A 12,576-nucleotide genomic window follows, 5' to 3' on the forward strand; every position below is an offset into this window, starting at 1 on the left:
AAGGCTTTTTTTATAATTAATGATTTCTTCTAATGGTTGAGTTCTTCCTCACCTTCCTGAAGTGGTACGTTCTGAGGGACGAAATCCTGTCCTGCAATAACATATTCTCCATTCTCATTGGTCTTGCTATAGTCATAGGACCAACGGTATACGTGTGGAATTGCACCCGGCCAGTTTCCATGAATATGTTCAACCGGAGTTGTCCATTCAAGCGTATTGGAGTTCCATGGGTTTTGAACAGCACGTTTTCCAAAGAACATAGAGCTAAAGAAATTGTAAAGGAATACCACCTGTACCGCTGCCGTTATCAAGGCAAAAATGGTGATCAATACGTTCACATCTGCAAGGTCATCAAAATACGGGAACGAGGTGTTGTTATAGTAACGTCTTGGTAATCCTGCCATTCCAATAAAATGCATTGGGAAGAAAACCCCGTAAGCACCAATCGAAGTGATCCAGAAATGGATATACCCAAGATTCTTGTTCATCATACGGCCCCACATCTTTGGGAACCAGTGGTAAACCCCTGCCAACAAACCGTAAAGGGCAGAAATACCCATTACAAGGTGGAAGTGGGCAATTACAAAGTAAGTATCGTGTACATTGATATCAAGGGTTGAATCTCCCAGGATGATCCCGGTAAGTCCTCCGGTAATAAAAGTAGATACGAAACCAATAGAGAAAAGCATCGCAGGATTCATTTGCAAATTCCCTTTCCAGAGCGTGGTGATCCAGTTAAAAGCTTTTACTGCAGATGGGATTGCGATCAATAAAGTTGTAAAGGTAAATACCGATCCAAGGAACGGGTTCATCCCCGATACAAACATATGGTGTCCCCAAACAATGGTGGAAAGGAAGGCGATCGCAAGAATAGAGGCAACCATCGCACGGTACCCAAAAATAGGTTTACGGGCATTGGTAGCCAGGATCTCTGAAACGATCCCCATGGCAGGAAGAATTACAATATAAACTTCCGGGTGGCCAAGGAACCAGAAAAGGTGTTCAAACAATACCGGTGAACCTCCCTGATGCGCCAAAACTTCTCCTTTTAGATAAATATCACTTAAGAAGAAAGAAGTACCAAAACTCCTGTCCATTATAAGCATTAATGCTGCTGAAAGTAATACCGGGAATGAAACCACCCCGATAATAGCTGTAACAAAGAAGGCCCAGATAGTAAGCGGAAGCCTTGTCATAGACATACCCTGGGTTCTAAGGTTAATAGTGGTAACTATATAGTTAAGCGACCCCATAAGGGAAGAGGCGATAAAAATTGCCATGGAAACCAGCCAAAGCGTCATTCCCATTCCCGAACCTCCTATAGCCTCAGGCAAAGCACTTAAGGGAGGATAGATGGTCCATCCTGCCGATGCAGGCCCCGCTTCCACAAATAAAGAGCTCAACATTATAATACTGGAAAGGAAAAACAACCAGTAAGAGATCATATTCAAAAATCCTGATGCCATATCCCTTGCACCAATTTGAAGGGGAATAAGAAGGTTACTAAAGGTACCACTCAAACCTGCGGTTAAAACGAAGAATACCATGATAGTACCGTGAATGGTTACCAGGGCAAGATATATCTCCGGAGTCATAACACCATCTGGCGCCCATTTTCCAAGAAGCGTTTCAAACAACCAGAAGGATTCCCCCGGCCAGGCAAGCTGCATCCTGAATAAAACCGACATCATAATACCTACCACACCCATCAGGATACCGGTTATAAGATATTGCTTGGCAATCATCTTATGATCTGTACTGAAGATGTATTTTGTTATGAAAGTCTCCTTATGGTGATGCCCGTGATCATCATGTGCATCATGTGAGTGATCTATTGCTGTGTGTCCTACTGCTGACATATTTTTAAAGCTTTATCTTAAAATTAATTTTGAACCTGAGCCACAACCTCTGTTTCCTGAACTTCCTGGGTTTGTGCAGGAGCCTGCTCCTGTTGTGATTCCATCATTGCACCAAAAGTTCTTTGTCCTGCGATCCAGGAATTGAACTCTTCTTCACTCTCTACCACTATCTTCATTTGCATGTTGTAATGTGCTATACCACAAATCTTGTTACACAACAAATAGTAGTCAAATTCATCATAATCGGCCATATCGCCTTCTCCCGCATCGCTGCGTTCTTTTCTTATTTCCTTTATACGACCCATTTTTTCAGTCATATACTCAGTTTTCCTTATTTCTTCAGTAGTTACGGTGGGAGTAAAAGAAAACTGTGTTGTCATCCCGGGAACAACGTTCATTTGCGCCCTGAAATGTGGGAAATAAGCCGAGTGTAATACATCCTGTGACCTGAACTTGAAGATCACGGGACGGTTAACCGGCAAGTGAAGCTCAGTAGTGATCTTGTCATCTTCCCCATAAGAATCACTTACATCAAGACCTATAGTATTTGCATCCTGAATAAATCTAACGTTTGCTTTTCCAAGGGTATTATCTTCACCGGCATACCTGGCTTCCCAGCTAAACTGTTTTGCATAGATCTCGATCACCAAAGGATCACCGTTTTCTTCATCAATATTCATGATGCTGGACCAGGTAAAAAGACCATAAATGATCAATCCTGCAAGTACGATCACGGGAATGATAGTCCAGATGAATTCAAGTTTATCATTATCGGCAAAGAACAATGCCTTTTGACCTTTTCTACCTTTATACTTATAGGAGAAATAATGAAGTAATCCCTGGGTAATTATTTGCACAAACATAATAACCGCCATGGAGATAAGCAGCAATGTATCATATTCACTTCCGTGTTCTGAGGAAGCCGCAGGTAATGCCCTGTTGGTATACGCCCAGAAATTGTAAAACATAAAGATATAGAAGGCGATCCCGAAAGCCAGCATCAGGTTTCCCTGCATCCTGTTATCCCTGTCATTTGCCACTCCCGAAGAATCTATAGAACCCGCATCCCTGGATAACTGGAAGATCTTTGTCAATTGCCAGATGGTTATCGCAAAGAGGGCTACTACTATAATGATTAAAAATACTGTCATTTTTAAATATCTATTTTAAACAATCTTTTTATTAATAATGAAAATGTTCACTTTCCTTTAAAAATGGATTCCTTTTTACCAAAAGAGGGGATTTGGTAAGAGAACTGAAAACCACAAAAATAAACAATCCTGTGAAGAAAAGTAAGGCGCTTATTTCCGGGAGTCCAATGAACCAGGATTCTCCAACAGTTGCCGGCATTACCATCACATAAATATCAATATAGTGGCCAAACAGGATCACCAGACCTGTCATTACAACAAACCAGTTTACACGTTTAAAATCACTGTTCATTAATAACAGCACCGGAAAAAGGAAATTCAACACTACCATTCCAAAGAAAAGAATTCCATAATCTTCAATTCTTGTTACAAAATAGGTTACTTCTTCGGGAATGTTGGAATACCATATTAGCATGAATTGGGAGAACCAAAGATATGTCCAAAAAATACTTATCCCGAACATAAATTTTGCCAAATCGTGTATATGACTATCGTTTACAAAAGGTAAATATCCCCTTGATTTAAGGTAAATGGACACCAACGCGATCATAGTGATCCCTGAAACGAACATACTTGCAAATACATACCATCCAAATAAGGTACTAAACCAGTGGGGGTCAAGGCTCATAATCCAGTCCCAGGACATCATAGATTCTGTTACTATAAAGAAAACAAGAAATCCAGCTGCAAGTTTAAAGTTCTTTTTGAAATAATAAAGATCATTTGGTTCAGCCTCATCCAGCCTGTGAGAATTCTTCACAAGGAAATGCCTGAAAATTGCCCAACCTGCTATATAAATTGCAGCCCGTATTAAAAAGAAAGGAACATTTAAAAAGCCGCTTTTGTTTCTAATGATGGCATCATTTTCAACAACTTCGGGGTCCATCCAAATGAACAGGTGGTTTAAATGAAGACCAGATAATACAAGCAATACGAATACAATAATACCTCCGGGTAACAAATAAGAAGTAATACCTTCCATCACACGAAATAATACCGGAGACCATCCTGCCTGCGCCGCGTATTGAATTGCGTAAAATACCAATACACCCAACGGGATCATAAAGAAGAAGAATGCGGCTACATAAAGGGCAGCCCATGGCTTGTTTTGTAACTGGTGCAGCAAATGCTCGTAATGTTCATTTTCGTGATCTTCTGCATCTGTCCCCAATTCTGTACGGTGCTCATCTGTACGCTCAGTTTGGATCTCATGTTCAGAAGGAACAAACTCCATTCCTGAATCCGGATCTTCGGCAAGATCGCTTTTAAGCTGTTCAGCAGGGGTATGGGTTTCTCCATGGCCATCCTGAGAAGCTACCATTTCTTTAACCTCTTCTATAGTAGAAGGGGCGACTATAAATCCTATGGCTAATCCTATAAGACCCACCGCCATAAGGATAATAGAAAATAATTTTAATTTACTGGATAGCGTGTACATATTTAATATATCTAAATGCTGTTATTCTTCGTTTTGATTTTCCTGCGCTTCGTCTGTTGAAGTTTCATCACCAGGTACCATATCTCCCTCGGCATTTACGGCCGGGATAAGATTTTGGGCGTTTTGCAAAGTATCAGCTTCAAAGGCTCTTTCAGGATTTCCCTGCAGGTCACTTTTAAGTTTCATTACATAATGATCTATAAGCCATCTTTCTTCAGTAGAAGTTTGAGAAGCATAGGACCCCATTGCGTTCAACCCGTAATACATTACGTGATAAACACTCCCTTCAGTAATATCTCGTCCAGCATCATCATAACTAGGAATACCAAGGATCTTTTCACGCTGTACCAATGTACCCTGTCCATCTCCTTTATCACCATGACAGGTAGCACAATATATAGTATAAAGCGCCTTTCCTGCTGCCAGGTTTTTCTCTGTATACGGCAACGGATTTGTTAACTGTGCCTTCGCAGCCTGGGAGCCTTCAGGATTGTTTTCATATTCATAAGGCTTCCATCCTCTTGGAACTGTTCCTTCCACAGGTAGTCTTGCCGACTGGCCACCGGGAAAAATTTCGTATTCGCCATAAGGCTCATAAGGAACCGGCTCATACATATCGGGAAAATACTGATAGTTGGGACGGGAATCATTGAAACAGGAAACCATTGTCAATGCCAACAGAACCAGTATATATTTATTAAATAAACTTTTCATCGGGTTTATTTGTTATCAATTAATACAATTTCAGAAGCTCCTGTTTTGTAAAGGAAATCTGTAAGATCTTCTGTATTATGGTTAGCTACCTCTATTTCCATTAAAAAATGGTCATCTGTTGTCCTTACATCAGGATTTTCAGCAACTTTAAAAGGCCACAATCTACTTCTAAGATAAAATGTGATCACCATTAAGTGGGCTGCAAAGAAAACCGTTAATTCAAACATAATAGGCACAAAAGCCGGCATGTTTTCAAGGAAGGAAAAACTTGGTTTCCCCCCAATATCCATTGGCCAGTCCTGGATCATTATATAATTCATCATGACAATAGATACTGTGAACCCAACCACCCCATATATAAAGGAAGTGATAGCCAACCTGGTTGGTTCAAGGCCCATAGCCTTATCCAAACCGTGCACCGGGAATGGGGTGTATATTTCCCCAATATGATAACGGGCTTCACGAACCTGTCTTACAGCCTGTAACAGCAAGTCGTCATCGGTATAAAGAGCGTGTATAACTTTAGATGCCATTATTTCTTATTTTTTAGTTGGGTAGCACGGGTGATCCATTGGTCATATCTTCCTTCTAACTGGAAATCATCTATAACCATATCAAGAAGTTCAAGATCACTCTCAGTCAAATTACTTATTTGTTCATAAGTATAAATTCCTACCTGGTGCAGTCTCTGCTCAAGCAGAGGCCCAATATCCTTAATTTTTTGAAGATCATCTGCTGTTTGAACTGCGGGATCAAAAGTTCCAATCCTGCGTACCATTTCATCGATCCTGTCCTTATAAAGATCCAGTTGAACCAAAGCATCTGCATTCACTGTTGGCTCGTGTGCGTCACCTGTATAAGGCTCATCCTTTTCTACCAGTCCATCGGCAGTATTTGCTGCAGGCTCTCTTACTACAGATGAATAATGATTCACGTGATCTCCATGTTCAGCTCTTAAAGCTTTGTATTTATCGCCCGAAGATTTCAAAATTGTCTTTACTTCTGCCTGCGCAATTACAGGGAAAGAACGCGCATAAAGAAGGAACAGTACAAAGAAAAATCCTATAGTTCCTATAAATATTCCCACATCTACAAAAGTTGGAGAGAACATGGTCCAGGAAGATGGTAAATAATCTCTGTGAAGCGAAGTTACAATAATCACAAAACGCTCAAACCACATTCCTATGTTCACAACAATAGAAATAAAGAAAGAGAACATGATACTGGTACGTAATTTTTTGAACCACATAAACTGTGGTGAGAAAACGTTACAGGTCATCATTGCCCAATACGCCCACCAGTATGGTCCGGTTGCCCTGTTAAGGAACGCGTATTGCTCGTATTCAACACCTGAATACCAGGCTACGAAAAGTTCAGTAATATAAGCTACCCCCACAATAGAACCGGTGATCATAATAACTATGTTCATCAATTCTATATGTTGAATAGTGATATAATCTTCAAGATTGGACACCTTTCTCATAATGATCAAAAGGGTGTTCACCATAGCAAAACCAGAGAATACCGCACCCGCCACAAAGTAAGGAGGGAAGATAGTGGTATGCCATCCCGGAATTACCGATGTTGCAAAGTCAAAGGATACAATGGTATGTACCGAAAGTACAAGGGGAGTCGCAAGACCTGCAAGTACAAGAGATACCTCCTCAAAACGCTGCCAGTCCTTTGCCCGGCCGCTCCATCCAAAACTAAGGATCCCGTAAATTCTTTTTTGAAAAGGCTTAACCGCACGGTCACGGATCATCGCGAAATCCGGTAAAAGTCCCGTCCACCAGAAAACCAGGGAAACAGAAAGATAGGTAGAGATCGCAAATACGTCCCAAAGCAGTGGAGAGTTAAAGTTTACCCATAGAGATCCAAACTGGTTGGGAATAGGAAGTACCCAGTATGCCAGCCATGGACGACCCATGTGAATAATTGGGAAAAGACCTGCCTGCATTACAGAGAAAATTGTCATTGCCTCTGCCGATCTGTTAATGGCCATTCTCCACTTTTGGCGGAATAACAATAATACCGCTGAAATAAGAGTTCCCGCGTGGCCAATACCTACCCACCATACAAAGTTGGTGATATCCCAGGCCCAGCCTACAGTTTTATTTAATCCCCAGGTTCCAATCCCAGTGGAAACTGTGTAAATTATACAACCTAAACCCCAAAGAAAAGCTATAAGTGCGATGGAAAAAACAATCCACCAGGATTTATTGGCCTTTCCTTCTACCGGAGCCGCCACATCCACAGTCACATCGTGATAGGATTTGGAGCCGGTAACTAAAGGCTTTCGTATAGGTGCTTCGTAATGAGACATATCCTTATTAATTGATTCTTTAATTGATTATAATTAAGCTTCAGACGTATTTCTAACCTTCGTTTGATACATCACATTTGGTTTGGTTCCTATATATTCCAGTAAGTGATACATCCTGTCGTCCTCTTTTAAATTGGAAACAGCACTTTCTTTATCATTTACATCACCAAAGACAATAGCACCTTTATCACAGGCCTGGGAACAGGCTGTCTGGAATTCCCCATCTTCAATTGCCCTGCCTTCACGCTTGGCATCAAGAATGGTTTTTTGCGTTTTCTGAATACAGAATGAACATTTCTCCATTACCCCACGTGAACGCACGGTAACATCCGGATTTAATACCATACGCCCAAGATCATTGTTCATATGATAATCAAATTCATCATTCTTATTGTATTTGAACCAGTTGAACCTACGTACTTTGTAAGGACAGTTGTTTGCACAGTAACGTGTACCAACGCAACGGTTGTAAACCATCTGGTTTTGACCCTGGCGACCGTGCATAGTTGCAGCCACAGGACAAACGGTCTCACATGGAGCATGGTTACAGTGCTGACACATTACAGGCTGGAATACCACCTGAGGATTATCGGCAGTTACTTCAAGCTCGGCAAACTGGGAAAGTGAATCTCCAAGACCGGACATGTTTACTTTCTTCTGAATATCTTCAGAAAAAGTCTCTTCTGAAGAATAATAACGGTCAATTCTCAACCAGTGCATATCACGGTATTTACGCACTTCCTGTTTTCCAACTACAGGAACATTGTTTTCAGCGTGACAGGCAATAACACATGCACCACAACCGGTACAGGCGTTAAGGTCTATTGAAAGGTTGAAATGATGGCCTATTGAACGGTCAAAACCACTCCAAAGGTCAACATCTGGCGAAGTAACCGGGGTTTCAATATGGTTAAGGGAAACTTCAGGAACTTTATTCCATTCGTGAACATCTTTGGTATTAAAGATCTCAAGAGTTGTCTCCTTTATAATATCGCCTCTACCCATAAGGGTTTTATGAAGCTGTAAACAGGCGAATTCATGGATACCTCCTGTTTTTTCAATTTTTACATTCTGGAAAGACCTGAAGTTCTTATACAAGGTATATGCATTAACACCTACCTGCATCTCTTCCTGGATACCTTCTTTTTTACCATACCCAAGTGCTAAGGCAACAGTACCCTGTGCCTGGCCCGGCTGGATGTAAACAGGAACTTTCTCCAATACTGTTTCTCCAACAGTAAGTGTTACATAGCTTCCGTTAAGGCCGCCGTTGGAGGCATGCTCATTGATAAGTCCAAGTTCCTCTGCATCTGCCCTGGAAACTTTAAGGTAATTATCCCAGGATGCCCTTGTAATAGGATCTGGAAATTCCTGCAACCATGGGTTGTTAGCCTGCTGGCCGTCACCTAAACCTGTTGAGGTATAAAGCTCCAGTTCAAAACCACCTTCTTCCAGGGAAAGACCGCTAGCGGCTGGCGCAGTTGCAGTAGCCCCAGCTAAAGCAGTGATCCCGGCAGGAGCAGTGGCTTCAAAAGCACCATCATGCAAAGCATCATTCCAGGAACCATTACCTAATGAGGAAGCCCAAGTTTCTCTTATATAATCGTAATATGAAGTTTCATTATCACTCCATCTTAACAAACACTCCTGAAACTGCCTTGTATCAAACAAAGGTTTGATGGTTGGCTGCATAAGGGTGAAATTTCTTTTGGTTAACTGAATATCTCCCCAGCTTTCAAGATAATGCGGAGTTGCAGCTATAAAATTACAAAGTTTGGCAGTTTCATCCTCCTTCATAGAAAAGGAAAGGGAAACATCTACATTTTTAAGACCTTCTACAAAATCTGAAGGATCCGGCATACTGTAAACCGGGTTAACACCAGCCATAAGCAAGGCGCCAATTCTACCGGCATTCATATCTCTTACCAGTTGTTGTACCGCAGCGGCATTCCCCTGACGTACCATTCTTGGGTTTGCTGAATCCATCACCTGGCTGCCTAAAGCTTCGTTGATTGCAAGGACAAGGGATTGAGCTTCAGTATCCGGAATTCCCGATACAACTACCCCTCTGCTTCCAGATTTTCTTAACTGCGCAGCAGCTTTCACCACTGCTTCATCAACCCCACCTGAAAGTCCGCTTGTGGAAGAACCTCCAACAATATATCCATGTAAAGCTGAAAGAACAGCTTTTTGAGCTGAAAGTTTTACAGGAATTCGTTTATCGGCATTGGCACCGGTAAGCGAGAAATTAGATTCAAACTGAATATGACGGGACATTTTCCCGTTTTGAGGCACTCTGCCACGCGCATAGGCGGCATCATACCCACCACCGGCCCAGTCTCCAAGGAAATCGGCTCCTACAGAAACTATGGTTTCGGCTTTTGAGAAATCATAATTGGCAAGCGCACGCTCACCATATTTTGCCTGGAATGCATTCAATGCAGCATCCTCAGAAACAGTATCATAAACAACGTGTCTTACATTACCATATTTTTGAGCAAATTCCCCAATCAATTTGGTTGTTGAAGGACTTGCAAAAGTTTGGGTAAGAAGTACAATTTCTCCTGATACAGAATTTAAAGCCTGCGAAACTTCAGAATCAAATTGCTCCCAGGAAACAGTTTCCCCGTTTGCAACCGGCCTTTTAATTCTTTTGCTGTCATACAGAGATAACACCGAAGCATGTACCCGGGCATTGGCGCCGGTATTCGCCAGTGTGTTCTGCTCAATTTTAATAGGACGTCCTTCACGGGTTCTTACCAGCACTCCGGCAAAATCAAATCCATCGGCAATAGTGGTAGCATAATAATTTGCTACACCGGGAACAATACGCTCCGGTTGCACCACGTAAGGAATAGATCGAATTACCGGACCTTCACAGGCTGCCAAAGATGCAGCCGCGGTGCTGAAGCCCACGTATTTTAAAAAGTCCCGGCGGGTGGTAGTTGAGCCTTCCAGTGCTTCCTTGTTACCAAGGAATTCATCTGTAGGTATTTCTTCTGCAAATTCTTTTTGCTGGAGCGCCTCAACAACAGAGCTTGTTTCTTTAAGCTCTTCAACACTTTGCCAGTATTTCTTGTTTGATGACATATATATTAAATATTACTTCTTAATTATTAATAGTGGCATTTAGCACATTCAAGTCCACCCATTTGGGCAACCGTTAATTCTTCCACTCCGTATTTTTGAGACAATTCCTCATGAATTTTTTCATAGTACTCATTGCCTTCAGCCATAATATTGGTTTCACGGTGACAGTTAACACACCAGCCCATTGTTAAAGGAGCATTTTGGTACATGATCTCCATTTCTTCTACAGGGCCGTGACAAGTTTGGCAGGCAATGCCACCAACCTCTACGTGTTGTGAGTGATTGAAATAGGCAAAATCCGGCAGGTTATGGATACGAACCCATTTCACCGGCTCCGTTTCACCGGAATAAGCCTGCTCCTCAGGATTCCAGCCTACAGCTGTATAAAGCTTCTGGATCTCTTTATCGTAAAATTCTTTGCTGTATTCATCTGTAGCAGTAGCTTCAGCCACCTCGCCAATAGATTTATGACAGTTCATACAAACATTTAAGGAAGGAATACCAGAGGTCTTCGATACCCTTGCTGAAGAGTGACAGAATTTACAATCGATCTGGTTATCACCGGCGTGGATCTTATGGGAAAAATGAATAGGCTGAACAGGCTTGTACCCCTGATCTATACCTACCTGCATAAAATATCCATACATCCCGTAACCGGCCACCAATAAAAGTATTATTGCCGATACCAACACAAGGAATTGATTCTCTAAAAAGGATTTCCAGATTGGCTTCGCCCTTTTTTCCCTTACAGGAAGCTCTACCCCACTTGCAGTTGCAAATCTTCGAAGGGTCTTATTTACAAGGAAAAGAATGATAAGCAGCATCAACAATACAAAGGCAAGTATCCCAAGAATAATATCTGAAGAAACCCCACCTGTACCCTGACCACCTGCCGCAGCATCACCACCTGCCTGAGCCGCTGCCGGCTCCGCTTTTGGCGCACTGGTATATGCAAGGATATTTTCTATATCAATATCGCTCAATTGAGGGAAAGGAGGCATTGCCACCTGGTTGTATTCATTGTAGATAGCAACCGCTTGCGCATCACCTGAATTAATAAGAGCCTGGCTGTTCTTGATCCACTTCTGTAACCATTCTACATCCCTCTTTGCGGTAACCCCTCTCAAAGGCGGGCCTATAGAATTCCCGTCAAGTTTATGACAGGCAGCACAAAGGGAATTGAATAAATTCTTTCCTGCAGCGGCATCACCACTAACTTCGGCACCCGCAGCAGCAGCAACTTCCTCTTGCGGCTCATCTCCGGCAGGAATGGTATCCTGGCCTAAAACCAACGGGGTAAATGATAAGAATATCGAAATACTTAGAACCAGTACTTGTGTGGCTGAATGGCGGAATTTCACCTTTTTCATATTGTAATTTGAATTAGCATCTTTTTTTGGCACGATAATGGAAAATATAAACGGGTCGCGCGCCTAAAATTGAGCCACAAAAGTAACACTTAAAGTCGATTTGTAAAATGCACACTTGTGTTAACCTATAATTTATATTTGTTCTAAATAATAATTATACGGTAGTTTAAGTTATAGTTTTTACTTTTACACAAAATCCATAATAATGAGAATTTTAAATATTCAAAATTGCATAATCTCCGGTATTTTTATTTTGGGCTTACATCTTTCAGGAAGTGCTCAAACCGGACAGGTTAATATACAACAGGATCCCATCATCCCTCAACTGCTCGAACAAAAAACAGATCTCACCAAAAAGGGCAGATTTGGCGAACGTTTCAACATTCAGTTATTTAACGGGGATAATAATGCTGCCAGCGAGGTCCTGAAAACAGTAAGACAAAAATACAGCGACTGGCCCTCAGATATTATTTACGAAACCCCCAACTACAAAGTCCTAATGGGCAACTTCAGGAACCGCCTGGAGGCAGACAGGGTGTTATTACAAATCAAGCAGGATTATCCCGCTGCATTTATCCCAAAACCAAGAAGAGGGTAAAACCCCATCATTATCAAATAAAAAAGAGGCTGC

9 protein-coding genes are annotated in these 12,576 nt (G+C 41.7%); 1 reads left to right on the plus strand and 8 read right to left on the minus strand.

Annotated elements, in window-relative coordinates:
- Positions 1-29: 29 nt before the first annotated feature.
- The 8 genes from FK178_RS10375 to FK178_RS10410 are packed head-to-tail and all read right to left on the minus strand — an operon-like array spanning position 30 to position 11,945.
- Positions 30-1,859 (minus strand): cytochrome c oxidase subunit I, encoded by a 1,830-nt coding sequence (locus FK178_RS10375; RefSeq protein ID WP_146834551.1) that lies wholly within the window; start codon positions 1,857-1,859, stop codon positions 30-32.
- 23 nt (positions 1,860-1,882) lie between these two features.
- Positions 1,883-3,010, minus strand: coding sequence for a cytochrome c oxidase subunit II (locus tag FK178_RS10380; protein WP_146834554.1), 1,128 nt, complete (start codon positions 3,008-3,010; stop codon positions 1,883-1,885).
- Positions 3,011-3,041: 31 nt separating this feature from the next.
- A complete protein-coding gene (locus FK178_RS10385; protein ID WP_146834557.1) occupies positions 3,042-4,448 on the minus strand; it encodes a quinol:cytochrome C oxidoreductase in 1,407 nt (468 codons plus the stop codon).
- A gap of 21 nt (positions 4,449-4,469) precedes the next feature.
- Positions 4,470-5,162, minus strand: coding sequence for a c-type cytochrome (locus tag FK178_RS10390; protein ID WP_146834560.1), 693 nt, complete (start codon positions 5,160-5,162; stop codon positions 4,470-4,472).
- Between the two features lie 5 nt (positions 5,163-5,167).
- The gene (locus FK178_RS10395; RefSeq protein WP_146834563.1) at positions 5,168-5,695 is read right to left on the minus strand and encodes a DUF3341 domain-containing protein; all 528 of its coding nucleotides are present in this window, start codon (positions 5,693-5,695) and stop codon (positions 5,168-5,170) included.
- Positions 5,695-7,485 (minus strand): NrfD/PsrC family molybdoenzyme membrane anchor subunit, encoded by a 1,791-nt coding sequence (gene nrfD, locus FK178_RS10400; protein ID WP_146834566.1) that lies wholly within the window; start codon positions 7,483-7,485, stop codon positions 5,695-5,697. Before nrfD ends, FK178_RS10395 begins: the two co-directional genes overlap by 1 nt.
- Before the next feature lie 33 nt (positions 7,486-7,518).
- On the minus strand, positions 7,519-10,575 hold the full coding sequence (locus FK178_RS10405; RefSeq protein ID WP_146834569.1) for a TAT-variant-translocated molybdopterin oxidoreductase: 3,057 nt from the start codon (positions 10,573-10,575) through the stop codon (positions 7,519-7,521).
- Between the two features lie 26 nt (positions 10,576-10,601).
- Positions 10,602-11,945: a c-type cytochrome gene (locus FK178_RS10410; RefSeq protein WP_146834572.1), complete on the minus strand. Its 1,344-nt coding sequence runs from the start codon at positions 11,943-11,945 to the stop codon at positions 10,602-10,604.
- 205 nt (positions 11,946-12,150) lie between these two features.
- Between FK178_RS10410 and FK178_RS10415 the strand changes: the two genes are divergently transcribed.
- On the plus strand, positions 12,151-12,543 hold the full coding sequence (locus FK178_RS10415) for an SPOR domain-containing protein (protein WP_146834575.1): 393 nt from the start codon (positions 12,151-12,153) through the stop codon (positions 12,541-12,543).
- Positions 12,544-12,576 lie beyond the last annotated feature (33 nt).

Origin of the sequence: Antarcticibacterium arcticum (assembly GCF_007993795.1) — a bacterium.
Classification (GTDB): Bacteria; Bacteroidota; Bacteroidia; order Flavobacteriales; family Flavobacteriaceae; genus Gillisia; species Gillisia arctica.

Coding starts and splice junctions, on each gene's coding strand:
- FK178_RS10375 (WP_146834551.1), bottom strand. CDS start 1,859: ATGTCAGCAGTAGGACACACAGCAATAGATCACTCACATGATGCACAT.
- FK178_RS10380 (WP_146834554.1), bottom strand. CDS start 3,010: ATGACAGTATTTTTAATCATTATAGTAGTAGCCCTCTTTGCGATAACC.
- FK178_RS10385 (WP_146834557.1), bottom strand. CDS start 4,448: ATGTACACGCTATCCAGTAAATTAAAATTATTTTCTATTATCCTTATG.
- FK178_RS10390 (WP_146834560.1), bottom strand. CDS start 5,162: ATGAAAAGTTTATTTAATAAATATATACTGGTTCTGTTGGCATTGACA.
- FK178_RS10395 (WP_146834563.1), bottom strand. CDS start 5,695: ATGGCATCTAAAGTTATACACGCTCTTTATACCGATGACGACTTGCTG.
- nrfD (WP_146834566.1), bottom strand. CDS start 7,485: ATGTCTCATTACGAAGCACCTATACGAAAGCCTTTAGTTACCGGCTCC.
- FK178_RS10405 (WP_146834569.1), bottom strand. CDS start 10,575: ATGTCATCAAACAAGAAATACTGGCAAAGTGTTGAAGAGCTTAAAGAA.
- FK178_RS10410 (WP_146834572.1), bottom strand. CDS start 11,945: ATGAAAAAGGTGAAATTCCGCCATTCAGCCACACAAGTACTGGTTCTA.
- FK178_RS10415 (WP_146834575.1), top strand. CDS start 12,151: ATGAGAATTTTAAATATTCAAAATTGCATAATCTCCGGTATTTTTATT.